The organism is Acidovorax sp. Q11 (assembly GCF_054950075.1).
Window position 1 is genome coordinate 32400 of the sequence record NZ_JBUDZG010000010.1, and the last position, 18016, is coordinate 50415.

The following is an 18016-nucleotide window of genomic DNA, read 5'->3' on the forward strand; positions in this document are numbered from 1 at the left end:
TCAGCAGAGCCTCAAGCGGCGTACTTGACGACGGAGCGGATCGACTTGCCTTCGTGCATCAAGTCAAACGCTTCGTTGATGTCCTTCAGGCCCATGGTGTGGGTCACAAACGGCTCCAGCTGGATCTTGCCGGCCATCGCGTCTTCGACCATGCCGGGCAGCTCGCTGCGGCCCTTGACGCCACCAAACGCCGTGCCCAGCCACTTGCGGCCAGTGACGAGCTGGAAGGGGCGGGTGCTGATCTCTTGCCCCGCGCCTGCCACGCCGATGATCACGCTCTGGCCCCAGCCCCGGTGCGCGCATTCCAGTGCGGCACGCATCACGTTGACGTTGCCGATGCACTCAAAGCTGTGGTCCACGCCCCAGGTTGTCATCTCCACAATGACCTGCTGGATAGGCTTGTCGAAGTCCTTGGGGTTGATGCAGTCGGTAGCGCCGAAGGTGCGGGCCAGGTCGAATTTGCTCGGGTTGGTGTCGATGGCGATGATGCGCCCGGCCTTGGCTATTTTTGCCCCCTGGATCACGGCCAGGCCAATGCCACCCAGGCCAAACACGGCCACCGTGTCGCCCTCTTGCACCTTGGCGGTGTTCTTGACGGCACCCAGGCCGGTGGTCACGCCGCAGCCCAGCAGGCAGACCTGCTCGGGGTTGGCCTTGGGGTTGACCTTGGCGAGCGAGACCTCGGCCACCACGGTGTATTCGCTGAAGGTGCTGCAGCCCATGTAGTGGTAGATGGGCTGGCCGTTGTAGCTGAAGCGGGTGGTGCCGTCGGGCATCACGCCCTTGCCCTGCGTGGCGCGCACGCTCACGCACAGGTTGGTCTTGCCGCTCTTGCAAAACAGGCATTCGCCGCATTCGGCGGTGTAGAGCGGGATCACGTGGTCGCCGGGCTTCACGCTGGTCACGCCTTCGCCCACCTCCACCACGATGCCCGCGCCTTCGTGGCCCAGCACCACGGGGAACAGGCCCTCGGGGTCGTCACCGCTCAGGGTGAAGGCGTCGGTGTGGCACACGCCTGTGTCGGTGATGCGGATGAGCACTTCGCCCTTTTTCGGCGGGGCGACGTCGATTTCGACGATCTGCAGGGGTTCTCCGGCTTTGAAGGCGACGGCGGCGCGGGATTTCATGGGGTGGTCCTTTCGGTCAATCGGGTGAGGTGGGGTTCGGTCTGTCTATTTGAGGTACGACCGCAGCAGGGCCAGGGTTTCGTCGATGGCTTGCTGCGAGGGGGCGGGTTTCTCCGCCAGCGTCTCGCGCACATGGCTGTCGAGCAGGTCGGCCATCAGCCCGTGCACGGCGCCACGCATGGCGGCGAGCTGCTGCAGGATGGGGGCGCAGTCGCTGCCTGCCTCCACGGCGCGCTCCAGCGCCTCGGCCTGGCCTTTGATGCGGCGCAGGCGGGTGATGGCGCGTTGCTTGTCTTCGGGGGTGTGGGGCATGGGCGGCGGGGTGTGTAGTGCGGGTGCTGCCTGTGTACTGGGTGGCAGTATAAAAGATAGCCCCATGCTGGTCGCGCGGTAGGCCGTTAAAAAACCTTTTAACTAGGGGGGAGTATGTGCATCCAGCAGGGCTTGGCCTGTGTGGGGCGCCCATGAAAAAAGCCCGCAGGCACAAGGCCTGCGGGCTTGGGGAGGGGCGGACGGCGCGCTGGGCGCCGTGCCAGCGGTCAGCGGCTGGCCAGCGGGGGCACGTCGCGGCGCACGGAGCCGGTGAACAGCTGGCGGGGGCGGCCGATCTTGTACTCGGGGTCGCCAATCATTTCGTTCAGCTGGGCGATCCAGCCGACGGTGCGGGCCAGGCTGAAAATGCCGGTGAACAGGTTCACGGGGATGCCGATGGCGCGCTGCACGATGCCGGAGTAGAAGTCCACGTTCGGGTAGAGCTTGCGCTGCACGAAGTAGTCGTCTTCCAGAGCAATCTTTTCCAGTTCCTTGGCCAGCTTGAACAGCGGGTCGTTTTCCAGGCCCAGCTCGGCCAGCACTTCATTGCAGGTTTCCTGCATGAGCTTGGCGCGGGGGTCGTAGTTCTTGTACACGCGGTGGCCAAAACCCATGAGCTTGACGCCGGAGTTCTTGTCCTTGACCTGCTTGATGAAGTCGCCGATCTTTTCCACGCCGCCTTGGGCCTGGATGTCGTACAGCATGTTCAGGGCTGCCTCGTTGGCGCCGCCGTGGGCAGGGCCCCACAGGCAGGCCACGCCCGCAGCGATGGCCGCGAACGGGTTGGTGCCCGACGAGCCGCACAGGCGCACCGTGGAGGTCGAGGCGTTCTGCTCGTGGTCTGCGTGCAGGATGAAGATGCGGTCGAGTGCGCGTTCCAGCACGGGGTTGACCTTGTACTCTTCGCAGGGGGTGCCGAACATCATGCGCAGGAAGTTGCCTGCGTAGGACAGGTTGTTCTGCGGGTACATGTAGGGCTGGCCCATGCCGTACTTGTAGGCCATGGCGACCAGGGTGGGCATCTTGGCGATCAGGCGGATCGCGGCGATCTCACGGTGCTGCGGATTGTTGATGTCCGTGCTGTCGTGGTAGAAGGCCGACAGGGCGCCCACCAGGCCGGTCAGCACAGCCATGGGGTGCGCGTCGCGGCGGAAGCCACGCAGGAAGAACTGCATCTGCTCGTTGACCATGGTGTGGTTGGTCACGCGGCTGGTGAAGTCGGTCTTTTGCGCCACGTTCGGCAGGTCACCGTACAGCAGCAGGTGGCAGGTTTCCAGGAAGTCGCAGTTTTCAGCCAGCTGCTCAATGGGGTAGCCGCGGTACAGCAGCTCGCCCTTGTCGCCATCGATGTAGGTGATGGCGGACTGGGTGGCTGCCGTGGACAGGAAGCCGGGGTCATAGGTGAACATGCCCGTCTGCGCGTACAGCTTGCGGATGTCGATGACATCCGGGCCAATGCTGCCTTGGTAGACCGGCAGGTCCACGCTGGGGCTGCCATTGCTGAAGGACAGGGTGGCTTTGTTGTCAGCTAGCTTCATTGTTACTTTCCTTGGGTAGGTTGCCGATAGTGATCCGGTCTTGGGCGTGCTTGTGGGCGGTGTCAGGCCTGCAGGGCCGTGGGGGTGCCACCACTTTGTCTCAGCATGCCGAGCACTTCGCGTGCTTCTTCTGTGTCTTGCTCGCCTGCTGGCTCGCGCCGCTGCAGCAGCAGGTCCAGGAGGTCGTTGTCCGCCAAGTCCATCAGTGCGCGCATGCCCTGCGCATGGCGCTGGGTCAGCGACGATTCGTAGCGGGTGAAGAACTGTTCGATGAACAGGTCGTTCTCCAGCAGGCCGCGCCGGCAGCGCCAGTGCAGCTTGCTCAGTTCACGCGCATCCAGCAGCGGCGAAGCCGCCGCTGGCGTGATCGTGATGGATGGGGTGGACGTGGATTCCATGGCCTGGTGCTTGGCAGGGGGGGCAGGCTCAAACGGCGCGGCGCACCATCAGTTCCTTGATCTTGCCGATGGCCTTCGTGGGGTTCAGGCCCTTGGGGCACACGTCCACGCAGTTCATGATGGTGTGGCAACGGAACAGGCGGTACGGGTCTTCCAGATTGTCGAGGCGTGCACCGGTGGCGTCGTCGCGGCTGTCGGCGATGAAGCGGTAGGCCTGCAGCAGACCGGCAGGGCCCACGAACTTGTCGGGGTTCCACCAGAAGCTGGGGCAGCTGGTGGAGCAGCTGGCGCACAGGATGCACTCGTACAGGCCGTTGAGTTCTTCGCGCTCTTCGGGGCTTTGCAGGCGTTCCTTCTCGGGCAGCAGGCCTTCGTTGATCAGGTAGGGCTTGATCGAGTTGTACTGCTTGAAGAACTGCGTCATGTCCACGATCAGGTCGCGGATCACCGGCAGGCCGGGCAGGGGCTTCAGAACAATCGTGCCCTTGAGGGTGTTCATGTTCGTCAGGCAGGCCAGGCCGTTCTTGCCGTTGATGTTCATCGCGTCGGAGCCACACACGCCTTCGCGGCAGGAGCGGCGGAACGACAGCGTGGGGTCTTGTTCCTTGAGCTTGACCAGGGCGTCCAGCAGCATGCGTTCTTGGCCGTCGAGTTCGATCTCGATGGTCTGCATGTAGGGCTTGGCGTCCTTGTCCGGATCGTAGCGGTAGATTTGGAATGTGCGCTTTTGCATGGTTCTGCTCTCGTGGGGCTACTGTTTAGAACGTCCGGACCTTGGGCGGCACGCTGTCCACCGTCAGGGGCTTGAGGTTCACTGGCTTGTAGGTCAGGCTGTTGTCGGCGCTGTGCCAGAGGGTGTGCTTCATCCACTCGGCATCGTTGCGGCCCAGCGGTGCCGTGGGGTGGTCGGCAGGCTGCTCGTAGTCGTACACCGTGTGGGCGCCACGGCATTCCTTGCGGGCTGCGGCCGACACCATCGTGGCCTGGGCCACTTCGATCAGGTTGTCCACTTCCAGCGCTTCGATGCGCGCGGTGTTGAACACCTTGGACTTGTCCTGCAGCGTGACACCGGCCACACGGGTGCGCAGCTCGGCAATCTTCTTGACGCCTTCGTCCATGCTGGCCTGGGTGCGGAACACGCCAGCGTGTTGCTGCATGGCGGCGCGGATGTCGCCCGCCAGGGCCTGCGAGTAGGTGCCGCCGGTGGATTTGTCGAGCTGGTTCAGGCGCTCCAGCGTGCGGTCGGCCGCATCGGCTGGCAGGGGCTTGTGCTCCTTGTTCTTGTTGTTGAACTCGACGATGTGGCGGCCAGCGGCCTTGCCGAACACCAGCAGGTCCAGCAGCGAGTTGGTGCCCAGGCGGTTGGCGCCGTGCACGCTCACGCAGGAGCATTCACCCACCGCGTACAGGCCGTTGACGACCTGGTTGCTGCTGCCGTCGTGCGTGACGACCTGGCCGTTGATGTTGGTCGGCACGCCACCCATCTGGTAGTGAATGGTGGGCACCACAGGGATCGGTTCCTTGGTGATGTCCACGTTGGCGAAGTTGACGCCGATTTCGTACACCGAGGGCAGACGCTTGTGGATGGTGTCGGCGCCCAGGTGGTCGAGCTTGAGCAGCACGTAGTCCTTGTTGGGGCCGCAGCCACGGCCTTCCTTGATTTCCTGGTCCATCGAGCGGGACACGAAATCGCGGGGGGCCAGGTCCTTCAGCGTGGGCGCATAGCGCTCCATGAAGCGTTCACCGTTGCTGTTGAGCAGGATGGCGCCTTCGCCACGGCAGCCTTCGGTCAGCAGCACGCCCGCGCCGGCCACGCCGGTGGGGTGGAACTGCCAGAACTCCATGTCCTGCAGCGGGATGCCGGCACGTGCGGCCATGCCCAGGCCGTCACCGGTGTTGATGAAGGCGTTGGTCGATGCGGCGAAGATGCGGCCGGCACCACCGGTGGCCAGCAGCACGGTCTTGGCTTCCAGGATGTACAGGTCGCCGGTTTCCATTTCGAGGGCCGTCACGCCCACCACGTCGCCGTCGGCGTCGCGGATCAGGTCCAGGGCCATCCATTCGACGAAGAAGTTCGTCTTGGCTTTCACGTTCTGCTGGTACAGCGTGTGCAGCATGGCGTGGCCCGTGCGGTCAGCGGCAGCGCAGGCGCGTTGCACGGGCTTTTCACCGTAGTTGGCGGTGTGGCCGCCAAAGGGGCGCTGGTAGATGGTGCCGTCGGGGTTGCGGTCAAACGGCATGCCGAAGTGTTCCAGCTCCACCACCACGTTCGGTGCTTCGCGGCACATGAACTCGATGGCGTCCTGGTCACCCAGCCAGTCAGAGCCCTTGATGGTGTCGTAGAAGTGGTAGTGCCAGTTGTCCTCGCTCATGTTGCCCAGCGATGCGGACACGCCACCTTGGGCCGCCACGGTGTGCGAGCGGGTGGGGAACACCTTGGACAGCGAGGCCACGTTCAGGCCTGCGCGGGAGAGTTCAAGCGCGGCGCGCATGCCGGAGCCGCCGGCCCCGACGATGACGACGTCGAATTTGCGCTTGGTGATGTTAGCGTTGGTGTAGCTCATTGTTGTTTGCCTTCAGTCGCGGGGATCAATCAGAGACGCCACAGAACCTGGATGCCCCAGCCGGCGCAGCCGACCAGCCAGACGATGGTGAACACCTGCAGTGCCAGGCGCAGACCCACGGGCTTGATGTAGTCCATCAGGATTTCGCGCACACCGACCCAGGCGTGCCAGGCCAGCGAAATGATCACGGTGAAGGTCAGCACCTTCATCCATTGGGCCGAGAAGATGCCGGCCCATTTGTCATAGCCGATAGGGCCCTTGGAGAAGATCACCTGGGCAAGCAGCGCCAAGGTGAACAGGGCCATCAGGACTGCCGTGACACGCTGGCTGAGCCAGTCGCGCAGGCCATAGTGGGCGCCTACGACGACGCGCTTGGAACCGTAATTGACGGACATGGATGTATTCCTCTTGTTTTGTGGGGCACTGGGAGGCAGCGGCCGCTGCCTTGTATGGGGACCGATCAGTACAGGCCGAACAGCTTGGCGCCCAGCACCAGGGCCAGGGCGATGCTCACCGCAAACACGGAGAGGGCCGAGGTCTTGCCGAACTGCTTGTTCACGGCGCTGTGGCTCACATCCATCCACAGGTGGCGCAGGCCGGCGCAGAAGTGGTGCAGGTACGACCAGATCAGTGCCAGGGCCACGAGCTTGATGAACCAGCCGGGCACGAAGCCGATGCCGATGTTGAAGGCCGCCGAGAATTTGGCAAACGAGATTTCGGACGACACCGAGGTGTCAAACATCCAGATGATGAAAGGCAACAGCAGGAACATGATCAGCCCGCTGGCGCGGTGCAGGATCGAGACCCATGCCGCAGGGGTCATGCGGTAGGTGGTGAGGTCCTTGAAGGCATTGATGTTGCGGAATTCAGGCCGTTTTTTGGCAAGCTCGGTCATGTTGAGTGCTTTCGTGGATGTAACTTCTTTGTAATTCGGAGATGCAAAGAACGCAAAATTCTATTGCAACGCAACAATGAGGGGTTTGACCCCGTCGGAATTTTCGACGTGTTTGCTCGGGTGCCAGCTTGTTGTCAGCTCAATTCATTACGGTAGTGGTGGGTATCGGTGAGGTAGAGGCCCCGGCGTAACTCCATGGGAACATCGTTGTAGGTGTAGGCGATCCGCTCCACGCTCAAAAGCGGTGTGGCGGGAGTGATCTGCAGCAATTGGGCCTGCTCCTCGTCGGGCAGCACGGCGCGAATCTTTTCTTCGGCACGCACCATGCGGACGCCGAAATCCAGCTCGAACATGGCGTAGGTCGGGCCCTGGTAGTTGGCAAGCTGCTCGGCCGTGAGACCCTTGAAGGCCTGCCCGGGCAGCCAGATGTCTTCGAGGATGGTGGGCACCCCGGCAAACGACAGAATGCGCTTGGCCTGCATCACGGGGTCGCCGCTGCGCAGCGCCAGGGTGCGCGCCACATCGGCGCTGGCGCGCACGCGGCGGCAATCGATCACGCGGCGCTGGGCCGGGCCTTCGACCCGGGCGTCGCCGGTGTCGGGCAGCAGCTTCAGGAAGCGGTATTGCACATGCTGCTCGGCATGGGTGGCCACGAAAGTGCCTTTGCCCTGGCGGCGCATGACCAGGTTCTCGGCGGCCAGCTCGTCGATGGCCTTGCGCACCGTGCCCTGGCTCACCCGAAAGCGCGCGGCCAGCTCCATCTCACTCGGAATGGCTTCTCCGGGCTTCCACTCGCCCTGCTGCAGACTCTGGAGGATCAGGCCCTTGATCTGCTGGTACAGCGGGCTGAACGCCGGCGTGGTGGCGCCCGCAGCGCCGGAGGGCGTGGCGGGGGTGTCGGCGGCGAACGGCAGGGATGACATGGCGGGTGGCGCGTGGTTTGTGGTGTGGCGCGCCGGTTGCCACATGACAACCGGACGACAAACGGGTCGCAATCATATCTTATATAAGACATAAGACAAATTGACCGAGGCGTCCAATCGGGGGTAAACTCCAAGGCTGTTTTGCGGGGCACGGGCTGCTGGTAACAGGCGCTGGTGCTTGCGTTGCACACACACCTGTTTTCCTTACTTCCCTGGAGTTTTCATCATGAGCAAGAAGCCTGTTCGCGTAGCCGTCACCGGTGCCGCTGGTCAAATCGGTTACGCCCTGCTGTTCCGTATCGCCTCCGGCGAAATGCTGGGCAAGGACCAGCCGGTCATTCTTCAGCTGCTCGAAATCCCTGACGAAAAGGCCCAGAACGCGCTCAAGGGCGTGATCATGGAGCTGGAAGACTGCGCCTTCCCGCTGCTGGCCGGCATCGAAGCCCACAGCGACCCGCTGCAAGCCTTCAAGGACACCGACTACGCCCTGCTCGTGGGTGCCCGTCCTCGCGGCCCTGGCATGGAGCGCGCCGACCTGCTGGCCGCCAACGCCCAGATCTTCACCGCCCAGGGCAAGGCCCTGAATGCCGTGGCTTCGCGCAACGTCAAGGTGCTGGTGGTGGGCAACCCCGCCAACACCAACGCCTACATCGCCATGAAGTCGGCGCCTGACCTGCCAGCCAAGAACTTCACCGCCATGCTGCGCCTGGACCACAACCGCGCTGCCTCGCAACTGGCTGCCAAGACCGGCACCAAGGTGGGCGATATCCGCAAGCTGACCGTGTGGGGCAACCACTCGCCCACGATGTACGCCGACTACCGCTTCGCCACCACGAACGGCCAGTCCATCAAGACCATGATCAACGACCAGGTCTGGAATGCTGAAACCTTCCTGCCCACCGTGGGCAAGCGTGGTGCGGCCATCATCGCCGCTCGCGGCCTGTCGTCGGCTGCTTCGGCTGCCAACGCCGCCATCGACCACATGCGTGACTGGGCCCTGGGCTCCAGCGGCGAATGGGTGACGATGGGCGTGCCTTCGAACGGTGAATACGGCATTCCTGCCGGCATCGTGTTCGGCTTTCCCGTCACCACGGAAAACGGCGAGTACAAGATCGTCGAAGGCCTGGAGATCGATGCCTTCTCGCAAGAGTGCATCAACAAGACGCTGGCCGAACTGCAAGGCGAGCAAGACGGCGTCAAGCACCTGCTGTAAACAAGCCTGGTGAACGCAATGCAGCCGACGCCCCTGGCATCGGGCCTTCGGGCCGCCCCAGTCCCCGCGCAGGGGCAGGGCGCTGCGCTCTCTTCTGCCCCGCCTTCCGGCAGCGCGCACCCACGGGATGTGCTGCTGGGGGCGCAGGCGCAGACAGGATTCCTGTCCGTGTGCGACCACTACAGCGGTGTGGAAGCACGCATGCGCAAAAGCCTGCAGCTGCAGGCCGAAATGGCGCAGGAGCTGGGCACCTGCGTCTTTGACGTGACCCTCGATTGTGAAGACGGTGCCCCGGTCGGTTTTGAGTCCGAGCATGCGCGGCTGGTCGCCAGCCTGGCGCTGGGCGCCGCGCCCACGGCCCGGGTCGCCGCCCGTGTGCATGCGGTGGACCACCCGGCATTTGCCAATGATGTTGCCACGATTGCGGGCGAAGCGGGCCACAGGCTCTGCCACATCATGGTGCCCAAGGTCGAGTCCGTGGACGATGTGCTGCAGGTGGAGCGTGCGCTGGAGCGCGCCTCGGCCCCCCAGCTTCCCATCCACGTGCTGATCGAGTCCCCCGCTGCCGTGCACCGGGCCTTCGAGATTGCCGCCCACCCCCGGGTGCAGAGCCTGAGCTTTGGCCTCATGGACTTTGTGTCGGCCCACGGCGGTGCGATCCCGGCCCAGGGTATGACCTCGGCCGGGCAGTTTGCCCACCCCCTGGTGGTGCGCGCCAAGCTGGAGATTGCCGCCGCCTGCCATGCCCATGGCAAGGTGCCCTCGCATTGTGTGGTGACCGAGTTCTCTGACACCGTGGCCATGCAGGGCGCGGCCCGCCGTGCTGCGCAGGAACTGGGCTACACCCGCATGTGGAGCATCCACCCCGCGCAGATACGTCCCATCCTGCAGGCCTTTGCACCGCAGCAGGACGATATCGAAAACGCTTCAAAAATAATAGCGGCCGCCGCTCAGGCTGATTGGGCTCCCATCAGTTTTGAAGGTGTGCTGCATGACCGTGCCAGTTACCGTTTCTACTGGCAGATCCTTGAGCGCGCCCACCACACCGGGCGCGCGCTTCCCCCGTCTGTGCGCCCCTGGTTTGGCGCATCGGCGGCTGTTCCATCGTGAACCACCTTCCTGAACACCCCTACGCAGGACCCTCCATGAAATCCATCATTGCCTCCGCTCTCCTGTTGCTGGCCCCGGCCATCGCCCTGGCCCAAACCGCGTCGGCCCAGCCGGCAGCCAAGTCCGAAAGCAAGGCTGCTGCAGCCAAGCCCGCCGCAAAACCGGCTCCCAAGACGGCCGCCAAGTCCGAGGCCAAGCCCGCCAAGGCTGCGGCCAAGGAACCAGCGGCCAAGAAGGCCACTGTTGCCAAAGCCGAGCCCACCAGCAGCCGCACCCAGCTGAAGAGCGCCACCAACCAGGTGGCAGCGGGCATCATCGCCGCAGAAGCCGCCCTCTCGCCCGCCGAACTGGCCATCGCCGAGCGCGTGCACACGGGCCGCATGCCCTGCGAGCTGGGCGCTTTTGTCACGGTGACGGCCGACACCGCTACGCCCGGCCACTTCCATGTGGAAGGCAAGGGCTTCAAGTACTTCATGTCGCCCGTGGCCACGACCACTGGCACGGTGCGCCTGGAAGACCAGAAGGGCGGCGCCGTCTGGCTGCAGATCGCCAACAAGTCCATGCTGATGAACCAGAAGCTCGGCCAGCGCCTGGCCGATGAATGCATGAGCGCCGAGCAGGTGGTGGTGGCCGAAGCCATCAAGAAGAACCCCCCTGTGAGTGTTCTGGAGCCCCTGCCTGCGGCCAAGTAGTCCGCTCGCTCTTTGCACCGCCGCCCCCGAGAAATCCACGAACCCCTTGTGTGTGCTGGCGCGAGGTCCCTTGAGGCCCTTGCAGACCGGCATACCGCCCCACTTTAGAACGCAACCGGAGAAAAATGATGTTGAAAGCCTACCGTGACCATGTGGCCGAGCGTGCCGCCCTGGGCATCCCGCCGCTGCCGCTGGATGCCAAACAAGTGGCCGAACTGATCGAACTGATCAAGAACCCACCTGCTGGCGAAGATGCCTTCCTGCTGGACTTGCTCACGCACCGCGTGCCTCCGGGGGTGGACGACGCTGCCAAGGTCAAGGCCAGCTTCCTGGCTGCCGTGGCGCATGGCGACGTGAAGGTGGGCCTGATCTCCAAGTCCAATGCCACCGAGCTGCTGGGCACCATGGTGGGCGGCTACAACGTGCACCCCCTGATCGAGCTGCTGGACGACGCCGAAGTGGCTGGTGTGGCTGCTGATGCGCTCAAGAAGACGCTCTTGATGTTCGACTTCTTCAACGACGTGGCGACCAAGGCCAAGGCCGGCAACGCCAAGGCCCAGGAAGTGATGCAGAGCTGGGCCAACGCCGAGTGGTTCACCTCGCGCCCCGAAGTCGAGAAGAAGATCACCGTCACCGTGTTCAAGGTGCCCGGCGAGACCAACACCGACGATCTGTCGCCCGCGCCCGATGCCTGGAGCCGTCCCGACATCCCGCTGCACTACCTGGCCATGCTCAAGAACACCCGTCCTGACGCGGCGTTCAAGCCCGAAGAAGACGGCAAGCGCGGTCCGATGCAGTTCATCGACGACCTGAAGAAGAAGGGCCACCTGGTCGCCTACGTGGGCGACGTGGTGGGCACCGGTTCTTCGCGCAAGTCGGCCACCAACTCCATCGTCTGGGCCACCGGTCAGGACATCCCCTTCGTGCCCAACAAGCGCTTCGGCGGCGTCACGCTGGGCGGCAAAATTGCTCCCATCTTCTTCAACACGCAGGAAGACTCGGGCTCGCTGCCCATCGAAGTGGACGTGTCCAAGTTGGAAATGGGCGACGTGATCGACGTGCTGCCCTACGACGGCAAAATCGTGAAGAACGGTGCCACCGTGGCGGAGTTCCAGCTCAAGAGCGATGTGCTGTTCGATGAAGTGCGCGCCGGTGGCCGTATCAACCTCATCATCGGCCGCTCGCTGACGAGCAAGGCCCGCGAATTCCTGGGTCTGCCAGCGTCTACCGCGTTCCGCCTGCCCACCGCCCCCGTGGCGACAAATGCCGGTTTCACGCTGGCACAGAAGATGGTTGGCCGCGCTGTGGGCCTGCCAGAAGGCCAGGGCGTGCGCCCTGGTACCTACTGCGAACCCAAGATGACCACCGTGGGCTCGCAAGACACCACCGGCCCCATGACCCGCGACGAGCTGAAGGACCTGGCCTGCCTGGGCTTCTCGGCCGATCTGGTCATGCAATCGTTCTGCCACACGGCCGCTTACCCCAAGCCCGTGGACGTGAAGACGCACCGCGAACTGCCTGCGTTCATCTCCAACCGTGGTGGCGTGGCCCTGCGTCCCGGCGACGGCGTGATCCACAGCTGGCTCAACCGCCTGCTGCTGCCCGACACCGTGGGCACCGGCGGCGATTCGCACACGCGTTTCCCCATCGGCATTTCTTTCCCCGCAGGCTCCGGCCTGGTGGCCTTCGGCGCCGCCACGGGCGTGATGCCCCTGGACATGCCTGAATCCATCCTGGTGCGCTTCAAGGGTGAAATGCAGCCCGGCGTGACTCTGCGCGACCTGGTGCACGCGATCCCGCTGTACGCCATCAAGGCCGGTCTGCTGACCGTGGCCAAGGCCGGCAAGATCAACGCCTTCTCGGGCCGCATCCTGGAGATCGAAGGCTTGCCAGACCTGAAGGTCGAGCAGGCGTTCGAGCTGTCCGACGCATCGGCCGAGCGCTCTGCCGCTGGCTGCACGATCAAGCTCAACCCCGAGCCGATCAAGGAGTACCTGACCTCGAACATCGTTCTGATGAAGAACATGATCGCCGATGGTTATGCCGACGCCAAGACGCTGCAGCGCCGCATCGAGAAGGTCGAAGCCTGGCTGGCCACGCCCGACCTGCTCGAAGCCGACAAGGACGCCGAATACGCTGCCGTGATCGAGATCGACTTGGCCGACATCAAGGAACCCATCGTCTGCTGCCCCAACGACCCGGACGACGCCAAGTTCCTGTCCGAAGTGTCGGGCACCAAGATCGATGAAGCTTTCATCGGTTCGTGCATGACCAACATCGGCCACTTCCGCGCAGCCGCCAAGCTGCTGGGCGGCCAGCGCGACATCCCCGTCAAGCTGTGGGTGGCACCGCCCACCAAGATGGATGAGAGCGAGCTGATCAAGGAAGGCCACTATGCGGCGTTCGGCACGGCCGGTGCGCGCACCGAAATGCCCGGCTGCTCGCTGTGCATGGGCAACCAGGCGCAGGTGCGCGAAGGCGCGACGGTGATCTCCACCTCCACCCGCAACTTCCCCAACCGCCTGGGCAAGAACACCAACGTGTTCCTGGGCTCGGCCGAGCTGGCCGCCATCGCCTCGCGCCTGGGCTACCTGCCTTCGCGGGAGGAGTACCTCAAGGAAATGGGCGTGATCGATGCCGACAAGGCGAGCGTCTACCGCTACATGAACTTCGACCAGATCGAAGAGTACGCAGAAGCCGCCAAGGGTGCGGCGGTCGCGTCCTGCTGACGCGCTGCGGATGCCTGGATGGTGGTGTAGACCGCCTCCGGCCCAGACAAAAACGGCCCTTCGGGGCCGTTTTTTTGCTTCTGGGGCTGTTCTTCGTCTCTTGGCCCTGAAGGCAAAAATGTGACAGTCACGGTTTTGTCATGAAACCGTTCCTATGCTGCGGCCACAACAACAAAAAAAAAAGAAAGAGAGGCTGGCATGGCATCCATGGGGGGGCGGGTGGGGGCGCTGCTTTTCAGTGCCGTGTTTGCGATCGGCTTTGGCCTCGGGGGTTACTGGGCGGGCTTGCGACCGCTGGCGCAGACCCTGCAGGTGGCGTGGCAGGTGCGCAGCTGGGTGGCCATACCAGCCCAGGTGCTCCAGGCGGACCTGCGGCAGCGGCGGAGCAGCGAAGGGGGCATCACCTACGAGCTGCAGGCGCGTTACCGCTACGAATTCGGCGGGGCCCGCTACGAGAGCACGCAGGTGGGGCTCGACGCGCAAGGCGGTGCCGACAACCTGGGCGACTGGCAGCAGCAGTGGCATCAGCGGCTGCAGGAGGCGCAGTCGCGCAACCAGGCCATCACGGTCTGGGTAGACCCGGCCCGGCCGTCCCGCGCCCTGATCGACCCGCACATCCGCTGGCCGCTGCTGATGGTGCGGCTGCCGTTCGCATTTGTTTTCACCGGGGTGGGGCTGGCGGCAGCCTGGGCCTTTGTGTGGGTGCTGCTGGGGTGCGGCGGGGCGGCTGTGGCCCAACAGCCGCCGGAGGGGGGCAATGCGCAGGGGCCGAGCCTGGATACCGGTGCGCGCAGCTCCTTGCAGGGCGCGGCCGCCAGAGCCTGGTTTTTTGCCTTGTTCTGGTGTGGCATCGCGTTCCCCATGGCGGGGGCTCTCTGGTCCGACCGGGGCGCGTCGGGGTGGGCCAAGGCCTTCATGGGGGTGTTTGTGGGGGTGGGGCTGATGCTGCTGTGCCTGGCTGCAGGGCAGACGCGCAAGGTGTGGCGCTACCGGGGCTCGGCGTTCACGGCCCTGCCGCACCGGCCCCAGGCGGGGCGGGCGGTGGCCGTCACCCTGCGGCTGCCCGGCCGGGCGGCGGGGCAAGACGGTGCGCAGGCCCTGCGCCTGCGTCTGGCGCAGTACCGGGTGGACGAATCCAGCTCGGGATCGCCCGAGCGGCTGGTGGAAGTGGTGGCGGCCAGCACTTCACTACAACCTACTCCCGACGGCGGCCTGCACCTGTCTGCCCGTTTTGAACTGCCCGAGGACGCGCCCACCCACGGCGCACAACGGTCGGGCGAGCGTGTGGACTGGCGGGTGGAGCTGCAGCGGCCCGGCGGCTCCCTGGAGCTTTCGTACGACCTGCAGGTGCAGGCTGATGCGTCGGCCCTGGTGGCCTCCACTCCCGACCGGTTTGACCGCCGTGTGGCGTGGGAGCAGGCAGTGCCTGTTGCGCTGCCGGACAACACGCGCGTCGAGAGTGATCACAGTACCGCGCTGTGGCCGCAAGGTGTGCGGGTGCACGAGACACCCGACGCCTGGCAACTGCACTTTTCGCAGACGGGATGGCGCTGGGCCGCTGGGGTGGCGCTGGCTCTGCTGGGGCTGGAGTGGGTCCTGCAGGGCCGTGTGGGCGTGCAGGGCCTGGTGTTGCCACGCTCCCCCGGGGGGCTGGGCGTGATGGTGGTGCTGGTGGCGTTTGCGCTGCATGCTGGCACCCGGCGCTGGACGCTGTGCGTGCACGACGATGGTGTGCGGTTGCAGCGCAGGTCCTGGTGGTGGTCGTCGGTGCAATCCGTCCCGGGCGAAGCCAGCCAGGCGCTGGTGCACAAGCTGCTGTATGCGACAGGCAGCGGGAGCAGCGAGCAGCGCTACCACGCGGTGTATGCGCGGCATGCCCGTGGGGGGCTGGTGCGTCTTACCCCGGGGCTCAGGGGCGCCGATGCTGCCGACACGGTGGGGCGCGCCATCGCGCAGGCCTGGCAGGAGCGGCGCGGCCGCTTTGCGCCCGGGGCGCAGCGGTACACCACCAGTGACCACGCACGCCCCACCTGGGGCTGGCTCGTGGTGGTTGCCCTGATGGCGGCGGCGCTGTGGGCGCCACGGGGTGCACTGGAAGTGGGTGGCCCCCGCAGGGACGCAGCGCCTGCGCGGGTCTGGGCGCCAGCGGATGCGCAGCTGCTGGATGCGCAGAACGCAGGCGATGCCGCCGCGCTGGTACGGGCCCTGCGCGCTGGCGCCAACCCCAACCTGCTGGCCGACAACGGCTCGTCGGTGCTTATGCTCGCCTCGCACCGGGGGCAGATGGCGCATGTAGAGCTGCTTTTGCAGGCGGGCGTCACGCCGGACCTGCGCCAGACCCAGAAAGACAGCGAGCGCGGCGACACGGCGCTGCTGCGGGCCTTGTATGGCGGCCACCTGGCCGTGGCGCAGCGGCTGGTGCAGGCCGGTGCCAGCCTGCAGGTGCGCAACCGCTGGGACTGGGGCGGTGTGCACATGGCGGCGCAAGGCGGCTGTGTGCCGTGCCTGCAATGGCTGGCCGAACAGGGCCAGCCTCTGGACGAGCCCGCGCCCGCGAGCCGGGGTGAAACCCCAGCCATGCTGGCGGCTGCCAAGGGCCGTGTGGCGGTGCTGCAGTGGATGCAGGCGCGTGGTGTGGACCTGGCCTGGCGCGACCGGCAGGGCCGGAATGCACAGGACTGGGCACAGCGGCGTGGGCAGGCCGATGCCGAGCGTTGGCTGGCAGAGCACCTGGGGCCCCAGCGGTAGGGGCGCTTTGCATGGCCGAAGCCGCCCCCCGTACAAGCCCTGCTTGCACTGCGATGGCTGCGGGAAGACCCGGGGGCGGGCTTCAGCGGACCGTAGGTAGTATTTGCTATTGTTTTTGAAGCGATGCTTGAGACCCATCGCTCGGTAACGGCCATTTTTGCCCTATTTTTCGCACTGTTTCTGCTTTGGTGCGCAGCTCGGCACCCCGCCGCCACGCGTGCGCCCCATGTCCCGTCTGGCAGCAGCCGCTGCGGAACGTTCGGGCTCGGTGGCTGTCAGAGCCGGGCGAACCTTTTCACCACAACAACACCCCACCCACGATGTTCAAGTCCTTCTTTTTTGCCCGCCGCTGGTGGGCCTGGTCTGTTCTGGGCTCTGCCGTGATCCTGCTGGCCACGGCCTACCGGGTGCAGCTGGATGTGCAGATCAACGAATGGTTTGGCAGCTTTTACGACCTGATTCAGGAGGCGCTGGGCAAGCCTGGCAGCATCACGGCCGAGCAGTTCTGGGGCCAGCTCTTCACCTTTGCGCGCATCGCCATGATCTATGTGACCACGGCGGTGCTGGTGGATTTTTTCAGCAAGCATTACATCTTCCGCTGGCGGCAGGCGATGAACGAGCACTACATGGCCGCCTGGCCGCGTTTGCGGCACATCGAGGGCGCGGCGCAGCGTGTGCAGGAAGACACCATGCCCGCGCCGCGCCACCCACGGCGGCCGAGCTGTTTGCAGCCGTGCGGCGCAACTACTTCAGGCTGTTCTTCCACTACCTGTACTTTGACGTGGTGAAGTGGTCTTACCTGCAGGTGAGTGTGCTGGTGCCGCTGATTGCGCTCGGCCCCACGCTGATTGCGGGTGCCATCACGCTGGGCGTGATGCAGCAGATTGCGCGGGCGTTCGACAAGGTGCTGGAGTCGTTCCAGTTCCTGGTGCTCAACTGGAGCACGGTGGTGGAGCAGATCTCGATCTACAAGCGCCTGCGGGCGTTTGAGCGGCAGATGCTGGAGGCAGCACCGGCCTCCGCGTAGAGCCGGTGGGCGTTATCGCACCTGCTTCTTTTCGAGCTTGCGGGTGAGCGTGCGCCGGTGCATGCCCAGGCGACGGGCGGCTTCGGACAGATTGAAGCCCGTCTCGGCCAGCACCTCGTTGATGCGCTCCCACTCCAGCGTCTTGATGGAGCTGGAGCGGTTGGTCAGTTCCACCTCGGTATTGCCTTCCTTGAGCCCGAAGGCTGCCTCGATGTCGTCGGTGTTGGAAGGTTTGGCCAGGTAGTGGCAGGCGCCCAGCTTCACGGCCTCCACCGCCGTGGCAATGCTGGCAAACCCCGTGAGCACCACGATGAGCATGTCGGCATCGGCCGCGTGCAGCCGCTGCACGCAGGCCAGGCCCGAGGCGTCGCCCTTGAGTTTCAGGTCCACCACGGCGTAGCCCGGCGTGTGGTCGGCCAGCAGGGCTTCCACCTCGGGCAGGCTGGCGGCCTGCAGCACGCGGTAGCCGCGCCGCTCGAACGAGCGGGTGAGCGTGCGCGCAAAGGCCTCGTCGTCTTCCACGATCAGCAGCAGGCGCCCGTCGTCGTCATCGTGTGCGTTGTCTTCGGTGTGCATGGCTCAGAGGCTGAGAGTTTTTTGGCCGAGCCCGAAAGGCGCGCGAAAACGCTTCGGATCTAGGCGTAAAGCACAGCCATAGCTCGGGCTATGGCGAGCATTTGCAACGACGAGCAGGAGTGTTTTGGCGTGCATGGCGGGTTGGGACAAAAGATTCTCAGCCT

The 18016-nt window shown here is 64.9% G+C and carries 17 protein-coding genes; 7 read left to right on the forward strand and 10 right to left on the reverse strand.

Annotation, left to right across the window (positions count from 1 at the left end; translation table 11 throughout):
• Positions 1–11: 11 nt before the first annotated feature.
• The 9 genes from ACYZGB_RS10490 to ACYZGB_RS10530 all read right to left on the reverse strand — a co-directional run bounded on the left by ACYZGB_RS10490 (position 12) and on the right by ACYZGB_RS10530 (position 7757).
• Positions 12–1127: an S-(hydroxymethyl)glutathione dehydrogenase/class III alcohol dehydrogenase gene (locus ACYZGB_RS10490; RefSeq protein ID WP_462388158.1), complete on the reverse strand. Its 1116-nt coding sequence runs from the start codon at positions 1125–1127 to the stop codon at positions 12–14.
• Between the two features lie 45 nt (positions 1128–1172).
• The gene (locus tag ACYZGB_RS10495) at positions 1173–1439 is read right to left on the reverse strand and encodes a metal/formaldehyde-sensitive transcriptional repressor (RefSeq protein WP_055402789.1); all 267 of its coding nucleotides are present in this window, start codon (positions 1437–1439) and stop codon (positions 1173–1175) included.
• Between the two features lie 227 nt (positions 1440–1666).
• Positions 1667–2977 (reverse strand): citrate synthase, encoded by a 1311-nt coding sequence (locus ACYZGB_RS10500; RefSeq protein WP_137749579.1) that lies wholly within the window; start codon positions 2975–2977, stop codon positions 1667–1669.
• 62 nt (positions 2978–3039) lie between these two features.
• Positions 3040–3375, reverse strand: a complete 336-nt coding sequence (locus tag ACYZGB_RS10505; protein WP_462388159.1) for an FAD assembly factor SdhE — start codon at positions 3373–3375, stop codon at positions 3040–3042.
• Between the two features lie 28 nt (positions 3376–3403).
• On the reverse strand, positions 3404–4108 hold the full coding sequence (locus ACYZGB_RS10510) for a succinate dehydrogenase iron-sulfur subunit (RefSeq protein ID WP_063462849.1): 705 nt from the start codon (positions 4106–4108) through the stop codon (positions 3404–3406).
• 25 nt (positions 4109–4133) lie between these two features.
• On the reverse strand, positions 4134–5939 hold the full coding sequence (gene sdhA / locus ACYZGB_RS10515; RefSeq protein ID WP_462388160.1) for a succinate dehydrogenase flavoprotein subunit: 1806 nt from the start codon (positions 5937–5939) through the stop codon (positions 4134–4136).
• Between the two features lie 29 nt (positions 5940–5968).
• Positions 5969–6334, reverse strand: coding sequence for a succinate dehydrogenase, hydrophobic membrane anchor protein (gene sdhD / locus ACYZGB_RS10520; RefSeq protein ID WP_094287184.1), 366 nt, complete (start codon positions 6332–6334; stop codon positions 5969–5971).
• Between the two features lie 65 nt (positions 6335–6399).
• Entirely contained in the window at positions 6400–6834 is a 435-nt protein-coding gene (gene sdhC / locus ACYZGB_RS10525) for a succinate dehydrogenase, cytochrome b556 subunit (protein ID WP_094287186.1), read from the reverse strand.
• Between the two features lie 134 nt (positions 6835–6968).
• Complete coding sequence (locus tag ACYZGB_RS10530; protein WP_462388161.1) at positions 6969–7757, reverse strand: GntR family transcriptional regulator; 789 nt, start codon at positions 7755–7757, stop codon at positions 6969–6971.
• 226 nt (positions 7758–7983) lie between these two features.
• On the opposite strand from ACYZGB_RS10530, the gene ACYZGB_RS10535 reads away from it, so the two are divergent.
• The 7 genes from ACYZGB_RS10535 (at position 7984) to ACYZGB_RS10565 (ending at position 17276) form a co-directional block, all read left to right on the forward strand.
• Positions 7984–8970, forward strand: a complete 987-nt coding sequence (locus ACYZGB_RS10535) for a malate dehydrogenase (protein WP_462388162.1) — start codon at positions 7984–7986, stop codon at positions 8968–8970.
• Positions 8971–8988: 18 nt separating this feature from the next.
• Positions 8989–10080 (forward strand): HpcH/HpaI aldolase/citrate lyase family protein, encoded by a 1092-nt coding sequence (locus ACYZGB_RS10540; RefSeq protein WP_462388163.1) that lies wholly within the window; start codon positions 8989–8991, stop codon positions 10078–10080.
• 35 nt (positions 10081–10115) lie between these two features.
• A complete protein-coding gene (locus ACYZGB_RS10545; RefSeq protein ID WP_462388164.1) occupies positions 10116–10772 on the forward strand; it encodes a hypothetical protein in 657 nt (218 codons plus the stop codon).
• A 128-nt stretch (positions 10773–10900) separates the two neighbouring features.
• Entirely contained in the window at positions 10901–13501 is a 2601-nt protein-coding gene (gene acnB / locus ACYZGB_RS10550) for a bifunctional aconitate hydratase 2/2-methylisocitrate dehydratase (RefSeq protein WP_462388165.1), read from the forward strand.
• 198 nt (positions 13502–13699) lie between these two features.
• A complete protein-coding gene (locus tag ACYZGB_RS10555) occupies positions 13700–16249 on the forward strand; it encodes an ankyrin repeat domain-containing protein (protein ID WP_462388166.1) in 2550 nt (849 codons plus the stop codon).
• Positions 16250–16569: 320 nt separating this feature from the next.
• Positions 16570–17037: an SbmA/BacA-like family transporter gene (locus ACYZGB_RS10560; RefSeq protein ID WP_462388167.1), complete on the forward strand. Its 468-nt coding sequence runs from the start codon at positions 16570–16572 to the stop codon at positions 17035–17037.
• Positions 16983–17276: an SbmA/BacA-like family transporter gene (locus ACYZGB_RS10565; protein ID WP_462388168.1), complete on the forward strand. Its 294-nt coding sequence runs from the start codon at positions 16983–16985 to the stop codon at positions 17274–17276. The genes ACYZGB_RS10560 and ACYZGB_RS10565 overlap by 55 nt, the downstream gene beginning before the upstream one ends.
• Before the next feature lie 12 nt (positions 17277–17288).
• Here ACYZGB_RS10565 and ACYZGB_RS10570 read toward each other — a convergent pair whose 3' ends face one another.
• Complete coding sequence (locus ACYZGB_RS10570; RefSeq protein WP_462388169.1) at positions 17289–17852, reverse strand: response regulator transcription factor; 564 nt, start codon at positions 17850–17852, stop codon at positions 17289–17291.
• Between the last annotated feature and the right edge of the window lie 164 nt (positions 17853–18016).